17 protein-coding genes are annotated in these 18388 nt (G+C 53.5%); 11 read left to right on the forward strand and 6 right to left on the reverse strand.

Features of this window, described 5'->3' with window-relative positions; all coding sequences use genetic code 11:
• The first annotated feature begins 30 nt into the window (after nucleotides 1-30).
• Nucleotides 31-1461, forward strand: a complete 1431-nt coding sequence (locus DZC79_RS12360) for an efflux transporter outer membrane subunit (RefSeq protein WP_118951902.1) — start codon at nucleotides 31-33, stop codon at nucleotides 1459-1461.
• Between the two features lie 59 nt (nucleotides 1462-1520).
• Nucleotides 1521-2039, forward strand: a complete 519-nt coding sequence (locus tag DZC79_RS12365) for a cupin domain-containing protein (protein WP_118951903.1) — start codon at nucleotides 1521-1523, stop codon at nucleotides 2037-2039.
• 323 nt (nucleotides 2040-2362) lie between these two features.
• Here DZC79_RS12365 and DZC79_RS12375 read toward each other — a convergent pair whose 3' ends face one another.
• Both DZC79_RS12375 and DZC79_RS12380 read right to left on the reverse strand, forming a co-directional pair.
• Nucleotides 2363-3808, reverse strand: coding sequence for an amino acid permease (locus tag DZC79_RS12375; RefSeq protein ID WP_118951905.1), 1446 nt, complete (start codon nucleotides 3806-3808; stop codon nucleotides 2363-2365).
• A 5-nt stretch (nucleotides 3809-3813) separates the two neighbouring features.
• Nucleotides 3814-4815, reverse strand: coding sequence for an EamA family transporter (locus DZC79_RS12380; RefSeq protein WP_118951906.1), 1002 nt, complete (start codon nucleotides 4813-4815; stop codon nucleotides 3814-3816).
• Between the two features lie 575 nt (nucleotides 4816-5390).
• Between DZC79_RS12380 and DZC79_RS12390 the strand changes: the two genes are divergently transcribed.
• A complete protein-coding gene (locus DZC79_RS12390; protein ID WP_157977101.1) occupies nucleotides 5391-6392 on the forward strand; it encodes a lipid A deacylase LpxR family protein in 1002 nt (333 codons plus the stop codon).
• 144 nt (nucleotides 6393-6536) lie between these two features.
• On the opposite strand, the gene DZC79_RS12395 is transcribed toward DZC79_RS12390, so the two are convergent.
• Entirely contained in the window at nucleotides 6537-7376 is an 840-nt protein-coding gene (locus DZC79_RS12395; protein WP_118951909.1) for a phosphatase PAP2 family protein, read from the reverse strand.
• A gap of 117 nt (nucleotides 7377-7493) precedes the next feature.
• On the opposite strand from DZC79_RS12395, the gene DZC79_RS12400 reads away from it, so the two are divergent.
• On the forward strand, nucleotides 7494-7898 hold the full coding sequence (locus DZC79_RS12400; protein WP_118951910.1) for a hypothetical protein: 405 nt from the start codon (nucleotides 7494-7496) through the stop codon (nucleotides 7896-7898).
• A gap of 9 nt (nucleotides 7899-7907) precedes the next feature.
• On the opposite strand, the gene metX is transcribed toward DZC79_RS12400, so the two are convergent.
• Nucleotides 7908-8924 carry a homoserine O-acetyltransferase MetX gene (gene metX / locus DZC79_RS12405; protein WP_118951911.1) on the reverse strand — a complete coding sequence of 339 codons (1017 nt, stop codon included), beginning with the start codon at nucleotides 8922-8924 and terminating at the stop codon, nucleotides 7908-7910.
• 71 nt (nucleotides 8925-8995) lie between these two features.
• Between metX and DZC79_RS12410 the strand changes: the two genes are divergently transcribed.
• Both DZC79_RS12410 and DZC79_RS12415 read left to right on the forward strand, forming a co-directional pair.
• A complete protein-coding gene (locus DZC79_RS12410) occupies nucleotides 8996-9448 on the forward strand; it encodes an OsmC family protein (RefSeq protein ID WP_118951912.1) in 453 nt (150 codons plus the stop codon).
• A gap of 29 nt (nucleotides 9449-9477) precedes the next feature.
• Entirely contained in the window at nucleotides 9478-10641 is a 1164-nt protein-coding gene (locus DZC79_RS12415; RefSeq protein ID WP_118951913.1) for a trans-sulfuration enzyme family protein, read from the forward strand.
• A 56-nt stretch (nucleotides 10642-10697) separates the two neighbouring features.
• Here the strand turns inward: DZC79_RS12415 and DZC79_RS21235 are convergent, their stop codons facing one another.
• Nucleotides 10698-10874 carry a hypothetical protein gene (locus tag DZC79_RS21235; RefSeq protein ID WP_157977102.1) on the reverse strand — a complete coding sequence of 59 codons (177 nt, stop codon included), beginning with the start codon at nucleotides 10872-10874 and terminating at the stop codon, nucleotides 10698-10700.
• Between the two features lie 147 nt (nucleotides 10875-11021).
• On the opposite strand from DZC79_RS21235, the gene DZC79_RS12420 reads away from it, so the two are divergent.
• The 5 genes from DZC79_RS12420 to DZC79_RS12440 all read left to right on the forward strand — a co-directional run bounded on the left by DZC79_RS12420 (nucleotide 11022) and on the right by DZC79_RS12440 (nucleotide 18100).
• Nucleotides 11022-11558 carry a GNAT family N-acetyltransferase gene (locus DZC79_RS12420; RefSeq protein WP_118951914.1) on the forward strand — a complete coding sequence of 179 codons (537 nt, stop codon included), beginning with the start codon at nucleotides 11022-11024 and terminating at the stop codon, nucleotides 11556-11558.
• A gap of 200 nt (nucleotides 11559-11758) precedes the next feature.
• Entirely contained in the window at nucleotides 11759-14005 is a 2247-nt protein-coding gene (locus DZC79_RS12425; protein WP_118951915.1) for a T9SS type B sorting domain-containing protein, read from the forward strand.
• A gap of 106 nt (nucleotides 14006-14111) precedes the next feature.
• Nucleotides 14112-14393: a DUF427 domain-containing protein gene (locus DZC79_RS12430; RefSeq protein ID WP_118951916.1), complete on the forward strand. Its 282-nt coding sequence runs from the start codon at nucleotides 14112-14114 to the stop codon at nucleotides 14391-14393.
• A gap of 121 nt (nucleotides 14394-14514) precedes the next feature.
• Nucleotides 14515-15555 (forward strand): NAD(P)-dependent alcohol dehydrogenase, encoded by a 1041-nt coding sequence (locus DZC79_RS12435; protein ID WP_118951917.1) that lies wholly within the window; start codon nucleotides 14515-14517, stop codon nucleotides 15553-15555.
• Nucleotides 15556-15700: 145 nt separating this feature from the next.
• A complete protein-coding gene (locus tag DZC79_RS12440; protein ID WP_118951918.1) occupies nucleotides 15701-18100 on the forward strand; it encodes an outer membrane beta-barrel protein in 2400 nt (799 codons plus the stop codon).
• Nucleotides 18101-18161: 61 nt separating this feature from the next.
• On the opposite strand, the gene DZC79_RS21240 is transcribed toward DZC79_RS12440, so the two are convergent.
• Nucleotides 18162-18371 (reverse strand): hypothetical protein, encoded by a 210-nt coding sequence (locus DZC79_RS21240; RefSeq protein ID WP_157977103.1) that lies wholly within the window; start codon nucleotides 18369-18371, stop codon nucleotides 18162-18164.
• Between the last annotated feature and the right edge of the window lie 17 nt (nucleotides 18372-18388).

Consider the following 18388-nt stretch of genomic DNA (forward strand, 5'->3'; position numbering starts at 1 on the left):
AATCGTATTAACAACCAATTTTTAGCAGACATGAAATCATATATCAGTAAATATCTCCTGGTGGTAACAGCAATAGCAACCCTGAGCGCCTGTAAGGTGTCTAAGGATGTAGCTACACCTGCTGCCGACCTGCCGGATACTTACAGAAGTGCCGCTGTAACCGGAACACAGAACGCCGATACGCAGACCATCGCCGATCTGCCCTGGAAAAGCTTCTTCACCGATGCTTCGTTGCAGCGGCTGATCGGACAGGCCATCGAGAAGAACTTCGACATGCAGCTTGCCCTGAAGAACATAGAAGCCGCCCAGCTCCTGTACAAGCAGGTCAACTGGAACTATGCGCCCGACCTGAGACTACAGGTCGGCGCGGCTTCCAACCGGCCTTCGGACAATAGCCTGAACGGGATCAGCGCCAACCAGTTCCTGAAGACCAACCATATTGAAGATTACAACGCCAGCATCGGATTGAGCTGGGAAGCGGATATATGGGGCAAGATCAGGAATCAGAAGCGCAGCGCGCTTGCGGCTTACCTGCAAACGGAAGAAGCCCGGAAAGCGATCCAGACCAATATCGTAGCCAGCGTAGCTCGTGGCTATTACAACCTGGTGATGCTGGATGCCCAGCTGGAAGTAGCCCGCAAGAACCTGGCGCTGAACGACAGCACCCTGCATATGATACAGCTGCAGTTTGATGCCGGCCAGGTAACCTCGCTGGCGGTACAGCAGGCGACAGCGCAGCGCCTTGTGGCCGCGCAGCTGGTGCCTTTGCTGGAGCAGAACATCACCTTGCAGGAAAATGCATTGAGCGTGCTGAGCGGTGTGCTGCCTACAGTTACCGAGCGTCAGTCTACCTTGAACAGTACACCCGTGGCGAAAAGCCTGGCGACAGGCTTCCCTTCAGCTATGCTGCGTCGCAGGCCCGATGTACGCAGTTCCGAGCTGGCGCTCACCATGGCCAACGCCAGGGTAGGGATCAGCAAGGCTAATATGTATCCTTCGCTTAGTATTACCGCCAGCGGTGGGGTCAATTCTTTCAAGGCCAGCAACTGGTTCAATATACCGGCCTCTTTATTTGGTACGGTAGCCGGCAACCTGGTGCAGCCTCTGCTCAACAAGCGCCAGCTGAAGACACAATTTGAAGTGGCGAAGATAGAGCGTGAGCAAAGTGTTATCCGTTTCCGGCAGACCGTATTGTTTGCTGTAGGCGAGGTATCCGATGCGCTGGCGCGGCTGGAAAAGCTGCAAAGCCAATATGATTTTGCCGCACAGCGGGTCAATGCCCTGCAGCAGGCTACCGGCAATGCCGGCTTGTTGTTCCGGGGTGGTATGGCCAGCTACCTTGAAGTGATCACCGCGCAGAGCAATGTGCTGCAGAGCGAGCTGGAAGTAGCTACCCTCAAAAGGGATCAGCTGATCGCAGCCGTCGACCTGTACCGTTCGCTGGGCGGTGGCTGGAAATAGTGTTGCTACGTTTGTCGGAGCAATCACCGATAGTAGTTCAATTTTAAAAACCAACGAACATGGGAAGCCCTTTTAGAGTAAACGCACTGGAAGCCGCGGCTGTGGTTACCCGCAGCGGCGCCGAAACGGGAGGTGCTTATGCAGAAGTCCTATCCGTACTGCCCCGTTGTACCGAGGAGTCCACTTTGCACCGGCATCCGCTGCAAACCATAAAGCTGGAGGCGATCGACGGCAAGCTGGGCATTATGCTGCCCGACCGCCGGTTGATCATCAAGCCAGGACAGTCTTTCGAGATACCCCGTAATACAGAGCATGCTTTTTATAATGCCGATGAAAAAGCCGTAGTGTTCCGCAGCACCCTGGAACCCGCCTTGCATACCGAATGGCTGGCACGGGAGCTGAAAGCGGTAACGAAACGACGCCGCTCCCGGCTGATGTCGGCTATTGAAGAATCGTATATCCTGAACCAGATCAAGGGAGAATATTACCGTTCCGGTTTACCGGCGGCCTTTCACTCCCTGCTGGCTTTTATAGGAAAGCTATTGGGCATCGATAAAAAGATCAGCCCTGTACACTGACTGACAGAATGAGGAATGAGTGCTGTTGTTTTTTTGCAAAAGGAGGCCCCTGTCCGGTATACGGAGGGGGCTTCTTCTTTTGCCGTGTCTTCAAGCCGTCTTATTTCCCGCAGCGATGTGGGAAGAGAAAATGCGCTTCCGGTGCTTACTTATGCTTTGCAGAGGTGATGCAGCAAGATATAAGATGCTTGGTGCCACTTTGTCTTTGTGAGCAATAGACATATAGCACTGCGTCTCCGTGCCGCTGCGAGAGTATATAATCGCTTTGTGCCTTCGCATCATTGCGGGAAACATAAACCGCGTCGCTGCAGGAAAATTATGCTTTACAAATTCTTCTCTCTTCTCAGTTTACTGTGCCTGCGGCCATAGCCCCAATAGATAACCATGCCTATCGCCAGCCATACCAGCAGCCGCAGCCAGGTTTCCCAGGGCAGCGAATACATCATCAGCAGGCAGGTAAGGATGCCGAGTACAGGTACCACCGGTACCCAGGGCGTACGGAATGGCCGCGGAGTATCCGGTTGCTTTTTCCGGAGGATCAGCACCCCAAGACATACCATCACGAAGGCAAGCAAGGTGCCAATGCTGGTCATCTCACCCACAACTTCTATGGGCACCAGCGCGGCAAACAGGCTGATGAACAAGCCCAGCACGACATTGGAACGTGAAGGCGTACGGAACCGCGGATGTAGCCGCGAGAACATGCCTGGTAGCAATCCGTCCCGGCTCATGGAATAGAATACCCTGGATTGGCCCAGCAGGTCGATGAGTATTACGGAAGTGTAGCCGATCAATATGGCCAGGATGATCACAAGGCCCAGCCATTCATAGGGCGTTTGCTGTATGGCCACAGCTACAGGCGCGGCGCTGTTCTTAAAGGCTGTATAGGAAGCCAGGCCCGTCATCACATAGCCAAACAGCACGAACAGCAAAGTGCAGATCAGCAGGGAGCCGATAATACCGATCGGCATATTCCGCTGTGGGTTCTTTGTCTCCTGGGCCATAGTGGCGACAATGTCAAACCCGATAAAGACAAAAAACACAACACCTGCACCCCGCAGCACCCCGCTCCAGCCAAAGGAACCGAAGCTGCCGGCGTTAGGCGGAATATAGGGATGATAGTGCACCGGGTTGATATAGCGCCAACCCAGGACAATGAACAGCAGCACCACGCCGACCTTAAGCGCCACGACGATCATATTGAACAGAGTCGACTTTTTCATGCCGCGAAGGATCACCGCAGTAAGAAACAGCACGATGAGCGCGGCCGGTAGGTTAAGCCAGCCGTGAAGAACGGTACCATCGCCTGTTGTTGCCGATTCAAAGGGCGAGTGGACCAGCTCGTAAGGAAGGGAAAGGTGCAGCTTGTCCAGGAACTTTACCAGGTACTGCGACCAGCTGATGGCTACGGTAGCCGCGCCCACGGCATATTCCAGCACCAGGTCCCAGCCGATGATCCAGGCAAAGACTTCGCCTACTGTAGCATAAGCATAGGTATAAGCGCTGCCCGATACCGGCACCATGGCCGCAAACTCGGCATAGCACAAGGCGCTGAATGCACAGCCTACAGCGGCGATCAGGAAGGACAAGGTAACGGCCGGACCGGCATTGTTGGCGGCGGCGATGCCGGTAAGCGAGAACAGGCCGGCGCCGATGATCACGCCAATACCGATGGCAATCAGGTTGACCGGGCCAAGGCTTCTTTTCAGTGTCGTACTGCCTTCCAGGGAAGCCTCCCGGCGTAGCATTTCTATAGATTTCTTCAACATACTGGTTAAAAGTCTACAAGGTATTTATCAGAACGGGGTGGACTAAGCAAGGTTTTGAAGGAGCGCCGTACCCGGACGCGGAATCGTTTACTGAGCTTATAGCCGGAGGCGTTGGTCAGCAAAACGCCGGCAAGGATCACGGCCAGGCCGGCCAGCTGGATCAGGCTCATGTGCTCATCTATGAACAGCCATCCTACCACTACAGCAACGATAGGATTGACATAGGTATGCGTGCTGACCAGTACCGGCGACTTGACTGACAGTAGCCAGATATAGGACAGGTAGGCGACGATGGAGCCCAACAGTACCAGGAATGCCAGCCCCAGCCAGGATTGCAACGCCACCCTTGCCGGTGCCCAATCCTGCCATTCGCCGCGGGCCGCGCTGATAGCGAGGGCCGTGACACCCGCGATCAGCAGCTGCTGTGCGATATTCATAAAGGTGGAATGATCGGCCCGCCGACGTTTGGCATAGAGCGATCCCAGCACCCAGGAGACGGAGCTAAGAGCCAGGACACCGAAAGCCAGTATGCGCGCAGTATTGTTGCTCTGCTGTTGCGCACCGCCGATGCTGTCGGCAAAGAACAGCAGCAAGCCTGCAAAGCCGGTGATCAGGCCGGCTATGGTCGTCAGGTTACTGAAATAGCTGCTCCAGTTTTTACGGTCTAGCGCAATGAACCAGAAAGGCCCGGTAGCGATAGCGATCGCCGCTTCGGTAGCGCTGATGTATTGCTCGCCCCAGGCCACGAGGCCGGTACCGCCGGTAAGAATGAGTATACCGGTAATGCCGTTCCGGATCCAGTTAGTACGGGAACGGGCCTGTTCTTTCCTGGAAAACCGCCAGAGCAGCAGCAGGATGCCGGCAATGCTGAAACGCAGGCCGGACAGGAGAAAAGGAGGGATGCCACGCAAGCCGTAGCTGATCGCCAGGAAGGTGGAGCCCCAGATAATATAGACGCTGGCAAAAGCCAGGAAGGTGAATAATTTTGTTCTTGTTGCGGGTAACATGATCCGTTATGATTTTGAAAAAAGATTGTAAAAGGAAAGAAATGAAAAAAGGGCCTTCTGCCGGTACGACAGAAGGCCCTGGTGTTGCAGATACGCTGGTATCAGGCACAACATCGCTGGCTCCGTCGCCGGAACAGGGACATACAACAAGCGCAGCAATAAGTGAAGTACAGCATATTCTTAAAAAGAGATCGCATAAAAAAAGCCCTTCCGGTTCGGGAAAGGCAGCTCAGTTTACAGCAGCATATTGATGCAGATCAGCCTTTCCATAGCGCAGCAGTGTACATGCAACAAGTGTTGCAACAGGCAGCGGTAACGATATGGCAGCGGAAATGGCTCATTTGCGAAGCAAACTTAGGGGAATATCCCGGCCACTCCAAGGCGATAACAATTTATTGACCTGGGTCAAGCAAATGTCCCATATGAAACCGCTAAAAAGAAATAGCGGGCCGGAACAGGCCTGTTCCCAGGCGCTCCAGATTAAGGTAATAAGACTGATAACAGGATCAATAACATTTAATCCGGAATTGATCGGGAGCCAATATGAAATACGTACTTTTGGCCACCGACGAACAATGAACCGTTTCCTTTTCTTCTGCAGTCTGTTCACCTTAACCTTGCTGTTTGGCAGGGTAGGGCCTTCTTTTAGCCAACAGGAAATGCCCTACCGGCATGCATTGCGGGGCTATGAAGATAACGACCTGATCAAGATCTTCGGACCCACCTCGGATAAAGGTTATACCAACGGCACCCGCTTCGATTATTATTTTGTCAAAGACTCTTCCCGTTTCTTCCTGGATAAGCTGATGCCTAAAGCCGGGAAACAGGCCGTAAATACTTATGCCTTGGGATTGATGCAAACCATGTTCACACCATCGGATCTGAACGCTACAGAACCCGACGTATCAGACTGGCCTTATACCGGCGCTTTGTTTCTTAGCTACAGCCAGCATTCTTCCAATGCAGAGAAAGGCTATAACCTGCAGACCGAGCTGATCGCCGGTGTGATGGGACCTGCTTCAATGGCGGAGCAGCTGCAAACCGTTATCCATAAGCTGATCAATTCCGCAAAGCCCATGGGTTGGGATAAGCAATATCCTACCGATATCCTGCTGAACCTGAATCTCAGCCTGGAAAAGCGGCTTTGGCGCTATGGCGGATGGCTGGATGTTACCGGCGGCGGACAAGCAATGCTGGGGACGATGCTGGATGGCGCTTCCTTGTATGGACTGGTGCGCATCGGGAAAATGAATGATTATTTCGACGGCTTGCTCCCGCAGTTTGTGAGCCGTAAAAAGCATAAGCTCCAGGCTTATATTACGGCAAGGCCCTCGCTGGAATGGGTCGGTTATAATGCCGTGATCGAAGGTGGGGTTTTTGCCGGAAGGTCGGACTATTATCGCGGAAAGGACCAGCGTATCAGCAGCAACCACAGCATATCGCGACGCCTGGACCTGGCAGCAGTACTGGCTTACGGACCATTGAGCGTTACCTTCACCCAGCGCATCATGCCCCGCCTGATCGATGGCCTCAACCACGAACGATTGGGCAATATCTCCCTGTACGTGGCCTGGTAAGGAGTTGATGTTTATAATTAAAGCGTTGGCAGTTAAATAAGTTGGCAATTAGCAGTATGCAGAATTTCATTTATCAATTGTCAACTGCTATTTGTCCACTCCTAATATCTAACATCTAAAACCTAGCCTCTAATATCTAAAAGATCAGAACCTATAGCTCATGCTTAGCCCGGTGGCGCCGCCATAAGGATTGAAATAAGGCTGCAGGGAAAGATGCTGGTGCTGCTTTTCTTTCCATTTACGGTGCAGCTCCGGTACCAGGATGCCGGAGGCGCCGCCGATCACCAGGCCGAGGAGCACATCGGTTTTGAAGTGCTTGCCGGCGTGCATACGATAATAGCCTACCATTGCCGGTGGTATCGCTGCAGCGGTATACAGGCCGACCCGCTGCCAGCCTTTGATGTGGTGATAGTCGGTAAAGACTTTTACCAGGAAGAAAGTTGAAGTAGCGCTGAAGGAGACGTGCCCGCTGAAAAAAGAATTGCTCCGGGCTTCGCCGGTGCGGAAGGACATAGGAATGTCGGGATTATAAGTCAGCGGCCGGGCCCTCCGTACCGGAAAGGCGGCAGCAAAGTAGAGCGTATTGTCTACTGCATGGCTGACGAGGTACAGCGTGACCAGGTCGAGCCAGTCCTTTCGTATCCGTTTGTCCAGGGCCAGCAGCACCGGGCTGGCGATAGAAAAATTGAGAAAAAAATCCGAGCGGCCTTCAGCTTTCGTAAAGCCCGCAGGATTATAATCGATCACTGGTCGGTCAAAGCCGTTGACATCGGCGCGATTCAGCTTCAGCACATCGCTCTCGCTCATTACAGAAGCTCTGTCTAATGCTTTAAAGCCAAAAAACGAGCCGGTCATAAAAGCTAAAGAGCCGGGCAGCTCATATTTGAGATACATCCGGTAGACCTTGCGGTCCGTAGTGTCGGTCTGAGCGTGCAGGAACAGGGGCAGTAACAGCAGGTAAGAAAAGAAAATACAGGTCTTCATCGGTTGCGAAAATAATAAAAGATAAAAATAAGGGGAAGCCTGGTCATGCCCTTATCATAATTGTCGATCCTTACTTTATATGGGCAAGAAATAATAACTTGTGTTCCTGAACCGGCTATGTTTTCTCCATTCTCATTTAAATCAGGGCTTGGTTACGGCCTTTCCTATATCACCGCTTCGGTGATCTGCGCCCTGCTGATCGTTATGGGGAACGACTTGCTGATGCATTCGGCCCATCGTGGCTTTCTCTCCGATACCATCCTGGAGATCGATTACCGGCAATGGCTCCGTTTTAGTGCCATCAACCTTGGCTTATCCTTTGCCCTGTACCTGGTCCTGTACCGGCTATTGCTGTATCGCTTGCCGCTGTTGGTCTCGGCCTTGTGCTGCGGCCTTATCAGCGCATGGATGGCATTCGGCGCAGACGTAGGCACCAGCTTCAGCTGGTATGAGCTCAAAAATATCCTGACTTTTTTTATCGCCGGTTGTGCTTTAGGTCTTTTCTCCCGGTTGCTGCATTAATGCTTTCCTTTACCTCTTCAGCCATTGCTGGAACAATATGCTGATCTGCTCCGTCTCAACCAGGAAGCCGTCGTGACCATAGGGCGAGGTAATCTCTTCGTAGCGGCAATGAGGCAGGTGGGCTGCCAGCTGCCGTTGCTCTTCCGGCGGGCAGAGCATGTCGCTGGAAATGCCGATCAGCAGCACCGGTTGCTGCAGACCGGCGAGGACTGAAGGAATATGGCCACCGCGGCCGCGCGACAGATTATGGCTGTCCATCGCCTTGCTGAGGACATAATAGCTGTAGGCATTGAAGCGCCGGACCAGCTTATCCCCCTGGTAATGCATATAGGAGCTGGCTTTGAAATGATCTGTTTTTTCGGGGTCGGGATCGGTTTGCTGCTGCACCATCAGCTCATAGTTGCGGTAGGTGAGCATGCCTATGGCGCGGGCGGCTTTCATACCGCGTGCCCCCGCTGCGGGGCTTTCTTCGCCAAAGCTGGCGTCAGCTTCAATCGCGATACGCTGCGCTGTATGGACAGCAATGCCCCAGGCACTTTCAGCAGCCGAGGTGGCCAGCAGGAACAGCCTGTCGATCCGCTGCGGCTCTGTCAGTGCCCACTCCAGCGCCTGGTAGCCGCCCATGCTGCCACCTGCCAGCAGGTGTATCTGTTCAATGCCCAGGTGTTGCCGCAGCAGGATATGGGCCTGTACCATATCCCGGATGCTGAGCAACGGAAAGCTGCTGTAATAAGGTGTTCCCTTACTCTTATCAATACTTAGCGGGCCGGTGCTGCCATAGCAGCTGCCCAGGATATTGGCGCAGACAATAAAGTGCCGGTCCGGATCGAAAGCCATGCCTTTGCCGACCATGCCTGCCCACCAGTCGGCGGCATCGGAGCTGGCCGTCAGCGCATGGCAGATCCAGACTACGTTATCGCCTGCCTTGTTCAGCTGGCCGTATGTGGTATAGCCGATATGGAGCTCAGGTAATACCGCGCCGTTTTCCAGCGAAAAAGGATGGTTGTAATGATAGCTTTGCTGCATAAACAGGATGGAACGGAAATTTCCGGCAAATGTAATGGCTGGAGCCTTATTTTTACAGCAAAAAAAGATTTATGCCCGAGATACAGATCCGCTATGATCTTCCCAGTCGCACTTTCGTTGCTGTTGATGAACAGCAGAACCAGGTCAGCTTCCAGTCGGTACCCGATGGCGTAGAACGCCCCCGCCTGGACGCCGTAAGCCATGGCGTACGGCCCATGCAGGGCTTGCTGATGGCGCTGGGAACCTGCAGCGGCATCGATATTGTAGCCATACTGGAAAAGCAGCGGCAGCCCTTCGAGCGCTTTTCGCTGAGGGTCACCGGTGAGCGGGAACAGGATAAAGTTCCGGCGCTATGGATCAAAGCGCATGTCGATTTTATCCTGAGCGGCCCGATAGAGGAAGATAAAGCACAGCGGGCTGCTGCTTTGTCGATCGAAAAATATTGTTCGGTAGCGGAGACCCTGCGCCGCGCAGGTTGTGCCATTACGTTTACTGTCCATCTGAATACCGGTGCGAACGCATAGCGTGCCGGGTAAACCTTTAATACAAACACATGCATCCGATCTCGAAAGCCATACGGATACAAGCCGCGCGCAGCGCGCAAATGGAGCATTCCGTACCCCTTTACCTGACCAGCAGCTTCTGCTTCGATTCGGCTGAAGAGATGAGGGCCACCTTCGCCGATGAACGCGAAGCCAATATCTACAGCCGTTTCGTTAATCCCAATGTAACCGAATTCACGGATAAGATCGCTGCTCTGGAAGGCGCAGAAGCAGCCTATGCCACGGCATCCGGCATGAGCGCGATCTCGTCCACTTTCCTGGCCTTGCTGAAGCAAGGCGATCATCTGCTCAGCTGCAATGCAATTTTTGGCAGCACGCATACCGTATTAAGCAAATACCTCCCTAAATATGGTATCAGCTATTCTTATTTTGCAGCAGATGCGCCGGAGGCCTGGGAACAGGCCATACGCCCCGAGACCAGGATGATCTATGTGGAAACACCGACCAACCCCGGCCTGGACATTCTCGATCTTGAACTGCTGGGCCGGCTGGCCCGCAAGCATAACCTGCTGCTGGTGGTCGACAATTGCTTTGCCACGCCCGTAGCACAGCTGCCGATACAATATGGCGCCGACCTCGTGATCCATTCCGGAACAAAATGGCTGGACGGGCAGGGTAGGGTGCTGGCCGGTGTAGTGGCCGGCAAAAAGGCGCTGATCCAGGAGATCTATCTCTTCTGCCGCAGCATGGGCCCATCGCTGTCGCCATTCAATGCCTGGATATTGAGCAAAAGCCTGGAAACGCTTGATGTGCGTATGGAACGACATGCATCCAATGCGCTTTTCCTGGCGCAGCAGCTCGAGGGACACCCGGCCTTAAGCAGCCTCAGGTATCCTTTTCTGCCCAGCCATCCGCAACATGCGGTCGCACAGCGACAAATGAAAAATGGTGGCGGTATTGTCTGCTTCGAGCTGAAAGGCGGACTGGATGCCGGCCGGCAGTTCCTCGACCGTTTGCAGATGCTGTCGCTGACGGCCAACCTGGGCGATACCCGCAGCATTGCTTCACATCCGGCCAGTACGACACATGCCAGATTAAGTGAGGCAGAACGTCTGGCGGTCAATATTACGCCCGGCCTGATCCGTATCTCCGTAGGCCTGGAGCACCGCGACGATATTCTTGCCGATATCCTGCAGGCACTGCCGGTATCCTGAAAAAAGAGCAGCCGCAACATCAAAGGTGCTGCGGCTGCTCTTTTATATAGATCAGGCTAGTTGAATTGAAGGTTTTCTTCGCGGAGCAGTTCGGTGAGGTGCTCATTTAGCGAGAGCAGCTCCAGCATTTTCTGGTATTCTTCCAGGTTCTTAAGATAAAACTCAGGGTTGTCGAGAAGCTGTTTGATCTGGTTCATTTCTACGGGATCCTTGTGTTGGGCTTGGAGCGTCATGGTATTCGTCGTTTGATGGTTAAAAGTAGCGCAAAACTTTCATAAAAAATTAATAGTGCCGGCCCGTGGAAATAAAATCAGGGTTTACCCTTACTAATAGAGCCGGGGCAGGCCTACCTTTTTGCACAACCTTCATAACTTTGTATCATGGTCATTACAGAAAGCAGCAGGCTGCGCCTGGAGCAGTTTACAGTTGCCGATAGCAGTTTTATCATTGCGCTCCTCAACAGCGAAGGCTGGCTGGCTTATATCGGCGACCGCAATGTGCGGACAGAGGAGCAGGCCTGCGCTTACCTGGAGCAGGGGCCGATCCAAAGCTATAGCCGGCACGGTTTCGGGCTCAGTAAGGTTGTGCTGAAAGCGTCGGAGACACCGGTGGGGATGTGCGGGCTGGTCAGGCGCGATTTCCTGGCGCATGCTGATCTTGGCTTTGCTTTTTTGCCGGCGCATATGGGACAAGGATATGCCTTCGAGATCGCAGCCAGAACGTTGGAGCAAAGCTTTGCCACAGGGACACACGATGTCATACTGGCCATTACCCTGCCGAACAATACTGCCTGTATCCGCTTATTGCTGAAGCTGGGCTTCAAGCGGGATGGCACTGTTGTTTATCCTGGCACCGAAGAGGCGCTGGAACTGTACCGGCTTACCCATGACGATTTTTACGGGCAGATGCGATCTTAATCGTACCGGCCCGGGACCTGCCTTCATCGGGAAGCTCAGGGATACAATCACGGTAGGTATGCCGGTTTTTAATCCCGATCACTTCCTTTTTCTTTTATTAATACTTACCTTGTAGACAGATCAAACAAGCTGGCGTCACCGGCTTAACCTGTAAACCCGGCTGGTTCGCTCCGAGGAACCGGTCTTTATACTGTCGCTACATGAAACGGCTGCTGGTCTTTTTGCTCCTGTTGTCGAACGCTGCCATGGTACGGGCGCTCCAGGTCGCTATTGTTACCGCTTTGCCTTACCAGATGGATGTACGCTGGCAAAGCGCTGCCGCCGGGGCAGGGTATAGCGCAGCTATCGTTCCCGTCAATACCCTGGACAATATTGCTTCATTGAATGGGGTAGATGTGCTGGTCGTCAGCAATGCCCTGGGCGCCTTAAGCCCGGTTCAGATCAATACGCTACGCAGTTTCCTGCAGAGCGGCCGGTCGGTGTACCTGCAGGGAGAATACCTGCCTGCTCAGCCTGGCAATGTGGCTTTTGCCCAACTGGTCAACGGATTGGGCGGCAGCTTCACCTGGGGCAGCACGTTGAACAATAACCTGAGCCCTGCTGTAGCCGGAACATTAGCGACCACAAACCTTGCCGTAAGCACACTGCCTTATTTCTGGTACGGCTGTACGGCAGTCTCCGCCTGTAATTGCACAGCTTTCCTGTCGTCGGGCGGCCAGGCACTGGGATGGCAATTCCGGATGCCTGGTACGGGCAGGCTGATCCTCACCAGCGACCAGGATTGGGTACTGGCTGCCAATGTATATCCTGCGTCAGAACGCCTGATGAAGAACATTCTCACGCATCTTGCCGATACCGGCACCGGCAGCCAGTTCCTTCCGGCAAGCGCTGTTGTTACTGTGGTGCCGGGAGATACTGTTTGCGCCGGCTTGCCGGTAACGTTCACGGCGACACCGCTGAATGCCGGCGTCAATCCCGCGTTCCAGTGGAAGAAGAATGGGATAAGCCTGGCTGCAGGCAGCAACACCTATACAACAACCGGCCTGGTTGATGGCGATGTGCTCTGCTGCGTGGTCACGCCTGCAAATGGCTGTCCTGCTGGCATTGTCACCAGCAACAGCATTATCATGACTGTACGTCCCCGGAAGGCAGACACGATCACTTTGCCGGTATGCAGCGGGCAGCTGCCCTACAGCTGGCATGGGATCTCCTTAGCTGCAGGGGGTATGGCGGTTGCAGCTTTCACCTGCCCGTCGGTGCTCACCAGCTGCGATAGTACAACGACGCTGAACCTCCTGGTACACGATCCCGATACTGTGCACCAGGCGCTTTCGCTTTGTCCGGGGCAATTGCCTTATACCTGGAACGGGATACAGGTACCAGCAGGGGGAATGGCAGCAGCTATCTATACAATGGTGTCTGCAGCTACCGGCTGCGACAGCACGACCATACTGGATATCGCTGCTCCTCTGTATACCAGTGTCCTGGACACGGCGGTCTGCGCAGGAACCATGCCGTTTTCCTTTGGTGACCAGGTCTGCAGTAATGGAGGGAATTACGTCCATACCTTTACCAGCAGCTTCGGCTGCGATAGTGTAGTGACGCTTCTGCTCCATGTTTCGGCGGCGCCTGTTGTTGCCGAGCAGCATATTGTTTCCTGCGGACCGTTGGACTTCGATGGCCGGCATTATGAGCAGAGCGCTGTGCTGCGCGATACCTTGCATACCTCAGGGAACTGCGACAGCCTGTACCATATCGTGTATCTTGATCTCGGCAGTCCGGTAAGCGATACGGTAAACGCTGCTATTTGCCGGGGAGACGTATATTGGTTTGCAGAAGCGCCTTACCAGGATCCCGGTTTCTATCAGCATACTTATCAAACGACCGCAGGCTGTGATTCGCTGGTCGTGCTGGACCTTTCGGTATTGGAGCTGCCGGGTATCCGGATTCAACGCGCTGCGCCTGCGGATGCGCTGTGCGTCGGCGATTCGGTCCGGCTTGAAGCTACAGGCGGCAGGCATTACGAATGGTTTTCAGGAACGGCTTCATTAGGCAGCGGCAGCAGTATGGCGGTATTCCTGGCGGCGGGCGACAATATCGTCCGTGTAAAAGGAGAAGACCAGTTCTCCTGCAGCAATACCGATGAGCTCCCTTTAGCTGCTCATGCCTGCTGCAGTTTGCAGATGCCTAATGCTTTCAGCCCGAACGGCGACGGCCGCAACGATCAATTTGGACCTATATCCAAAGCCAGGCCCGACCTGTATACCCTGCGTATCTTTAACCGCTGGGGGCGTGTCTTGTTTACCGCCGCTACGATCGATGTCTGCTGGGATGGTACGGTCAACGGAACTCCTGCTGACGCGGGTACTTATTACTATCGCATTGAGGGCCGTTGCCCCGGTAATATTCCCATCCGGGAGCAGGGCAACTTCACGTTGATCCGCTGAGACATACATTCAACCCGGTGGACCAGTTATTTTCCTGTATCGATGGCCCGAAGCGGAGGGCAACAATAGGGAAGCCCGTTTGTTATTGTCCCAAAACATAACTGTTATGAAAGCAATATGGAACGGTGTTGTACTGGCCGAGAGCGACAATACTATTGTGATCGAGAACAATCATTATTTCCCACCGTCATCGGTCGATATGCATTTGCTGGAGCACTCGGCCACGCATACTACCTGCCCCTGGAAGGGAGAAGCCTCCTATTATTCCGTGGTTGCCGGCGGCGAAAAGAATAAGGATGCGGCCTGGTATTATCCCGAGCCCAAGCCCGCTGCAGCGGAAATCAAAGATTATATTGCCTTCTGGAAAGGCGTGGAGGTGGTCAGCTAGCGTTATTCTTGTGTTAAGCGCATAGTGCTTGTTGATTTAGATCATGGGTACCGGCGGTGCTTGTCTTTCGGATACGATTTTGGGCTTAATATTGTAATATCATTTCAAATATCCAACAACAATGATAGCAACTAAAGGTTATGCTGCCCAGTCTGCCGGAGCGCCGCTCGGGTCCTGGAATTTCGACCGCCGTGAAGTGGGTGAGCACGATGTGCTGTTCGATATCCTGTATTGCGGTGTATGCCACTCCGATCTGCACCAGGTGCGGAATGAGTGGGGTAATTCTATTTTCCCTATGGTGCCGGGTCATGAGATCGTAGGCCGGGTAAAGCAGGTAGGTTCGGCTGTGAAGCGCTTCAAAGCAGGAGACCTGGCCGGCGTAGGCTGCCTGGTAGATTCCTGCCGTACTTGCGAGAACTGTAAAGAAGGGCTGGAGCAATACTGCCTGAACGGGAACACCGGGACTTACAATAGTATCGGACGCGACGGCGCCCCGACCTATGGCGGTTACTCCAACCAGATCGTAACGCACGAAGATTTTGTATTGCATGTCTCCGATAAGCTGCCCCCGGAGGCTGTAGCGCCGCTGCTCTGCGCCGGCATTACCACCTACTCCCCGCTGCGCCACTGGGGTATCCGCGAAGGACACAAAGTAGCGATCCTGGGTCTGGGTGGCCTGGGGCATATGGGTGTTAAGTTCGCGTCGTCCTTCGGCGCTGAGGTAACTGTACTCAGCACTTCGCCTTCAAAGGAGGAAAACGCCCGCCAGCTGGGCGCGCATAAATTTACGGTGACCTCCGACCCGGAACAGCTGAAAGCCGTTACCGGCTATTTCGATTTCATTCTTGATACGGTTTCCGCCGAACATGATTACAGCATGTACCTGTCCCTGCTGAAGACCAATGGTGTGCACATTTGTGTGGGCGCCCCGCCGACTCCGGCCCAGATACACGCGTTCAAGCTCATAGGCGGCCGTAAGAGCCTGGCCGGCTCCCTGATCGGCGGTATTCCCGAAACCCAGGAAATGCTGGACTACTGCGCCGAGCATAATATTGTGTCCGATGTAGAAGTGATCGATATCAAAGACATCGATACGGCATATGAACGGATGCTGAAAGGCGATGTGCGGTACCGCTTTGTGATCGATATGGCGACGCTATAAGAAGCTACCTGTAAAAGAAAGAGGCCCGGGCCGCTCCACAGATGGAGCGGCCCGGTTGTTGGGGCCATTGACGACGGCCGGCGCAATATGCGGGACATTTATTTCGTTACTTTGCGCGCCTAACCTTAATTTACTGTTCTTCACCATGAACAAGACGATCCTGCTGCTGTGTATGCTTTGCTGTTTTTGCGCGATGAATAGTCATGCGCAGCAGGCGTCCGTATCCATCCGGCTGAGCGATGGCAGGCAAGTGGTCCCTTTTGCCGCGATCACCGTCGTCAGCCAGGCCGATACGCAGTACCACCGCGCTGCGATTGCCGATACCGCCGGGGTGGGGTATTTCGACCTGGATACGCCCGGCCTGTACCAGGTGCAGGTTACAGCGCTCAACTACAAACCATTGAGCAAGGGTATTCTGGCCGGGAAAGGTATGACCACGTTCAACCTGCTCCTGGAAGCCACGGGCAATGCTATAGAAGAGGTAACCATCAAAGCCGTGAAAGCGCCGCTGATGCGGCAGGAAGAAGATAAGACAATTGTCGATCCTTCAAGCCTGGCCGAAGCCAGCACCAGCGGATATGAAGTGCTGGAGAAAACACCGGGCATTTTTATAGACCAGGACGGGAACATCTACCTGGGCAGCATTACGCCAGCAACGGTATACATCAACGGAAGGGAAATGAAGATGAGCCGCAGCGATATCGCCACCATGCTGAAAAGCCTGCCGCCCAATGCCATCGATAAGATCGAGATTCTACGTACACCTTCAGCAAAGTACGATGCATCGGGCGCCGGCGGGGTTGTGAATGTGGTGCTGAAGAAGGGCGTGAAGATCGGTTTTTCCGGGAGCTTTAATGCAGGCTTTCAGCAGGGAAAGTACGGCAACCAGTTTGGCGGTATCAATGTGGCCAACAGCAATGGTGCGACTTCGACTTATATCAACCTGAATTATACCCGCAGCAACGGTTACGACCTGCTTCATACGCAAAGGCATATTGGCGGCGATTCCTTGCTCAGCCAGGAATCGGTCACTACCTCGCCGGGCAATGCTTATTTCCTGGGTTATGGTATCAGCCATGAAATGAACGACCGGTGGAACATCGGGTATGACGGGCGGCTCAGCTATACGGATCTTTCGGGACGGACTAATAATACCAACAGCTTCAGTCTTGGCGATGGTACAGCACCGCTGGGGCAGAGTGTAGCGCACCTGGAAAATAACAACGGCAGCTTTTTTATCAACCAGGATGTGAATACGACCTATAAGATCGATAGTGCGGGATCACAGTGGACTGCCGGCTTGTCTTATGTCTATTCTTCCAACAGCACGGACCAGGTCTTCAGCAGCCGGCTGCCTTTGCCTTATGGTGGCGATGGTACGGTAAGCGGGAAGCAGCATTTTCTTTCCCTGCAAACCGACCTGTCTTATAAGCTGCCTTACGGCATGAGCATGGAAGCCGGTCTGAAAGCCAGCTACCTGAATTTTGACAACGATGCTGCTTACTATCTTTCTTACGGTGGTGTCCGCGTACCGGACGATGGCCGGACCAGCAATTACCGTTACCGGGAGAATATTAATGCGGTCTACCTGCAGGCGTCAAAGGCGCTGAACGGAATTGTGCTCAAGGCCGGCGTCCGTATGGAGAACACCAATATGGACGGTCTGCAACGCATACCCGGCGATACTTCGTTCACGATCCGCCGTACCGATTTCTTTCCCTATGTTTACCTGAGCAAAAAGCTGATGACGATCGCGCACTTTGAAATAAGGGCTTACCTGGTGTACCGGCGTACAATCAGCCGGCCGACTTATGAGCAGCTGAATCCTTTCCCACGCTATGTCGACCAGTTCCTGTCAGAGGTGGGCAACCCGACGCTGAAGCCGCAGTTCACCAATAATTACGAGTTTAACATCAGCGCGGAGGAGCATCCGCTGCTGGCCCTGGGCTACAATGATACCCGCGACATGTTTACCAATGTCTACTACCAGGGTGATGGCAGCAACAAAGCGGAAGCTTTCCGTACTTATGATAATATCGGTCGTAACAGGGAGTTCTACCTGCGCGGCTTCGGTGCGATACCGCCGGGCGGCGTCTACTTTTTCGTGCTGGGCGGCCAGTACAATTACAATATCTATGAAGGCTTTTACGAAGGCAGGCCCTTGTCGTTCCGGCGGCCCAGCTGGCTGTTCTTTACCTATCACCAGCTGAAGCTGGACAAGAATTCCCAGATCACGCTGAACGGTTTCCTGCGTCTGAAGGGACCGTTGCAGTTCTATGAGCTCAGCACTTTCGGCTCGCTGAACCTCAGCATTAACCGTAGATTTTTCAAACAAAAGCTGACCGTTACCTTAAGCGCCAGCGATCTCTTCTTTACCAACAACAACGAATTCACGATCACGCAGGGAACCGTAGATGCCAGCGGCTATCGCGAGACCGACTCCCGGCGTTTCGGCATCAACCTTCGCTACAATTTCGGCTTCCGGAAGAAAGAGGAAGGACGGGATATCTTCAACCTGCATAATGATGCGGAAACGCATCCCTGATGCCCCTTGGGCTACGGTAGATATGAGGAGGCCGGTTAGTCGCTACAAATTGAAGGCCGGATTAATTGTGTGTATGTTTACGAAACGGAATGACCAGGTACAGGAAAAGTACTCTTGAAAACCGCATCAGCCAGGGTTGCAATACCAATACCATAATAGTAGACACCGCGATATAATAGTAAATGCTGTTGTCTTTGAAAGATAGACCGACAACAGGCCAATACCAGAGCAGGTTGAAAAAATAGATCACGAAAATAAAAACGAAATTCATTCCCTGTCCATAATTAT

The sequence above is a fragment of the Taibaiella helva genome (assembly GCF_003545695.1).
Classification (GTDB): Bacteria; Bacteroidota; Bacteroidia; order Chitinophagales; family Chitinophagaceae; genus Taibaiella; species Taibaiella helva.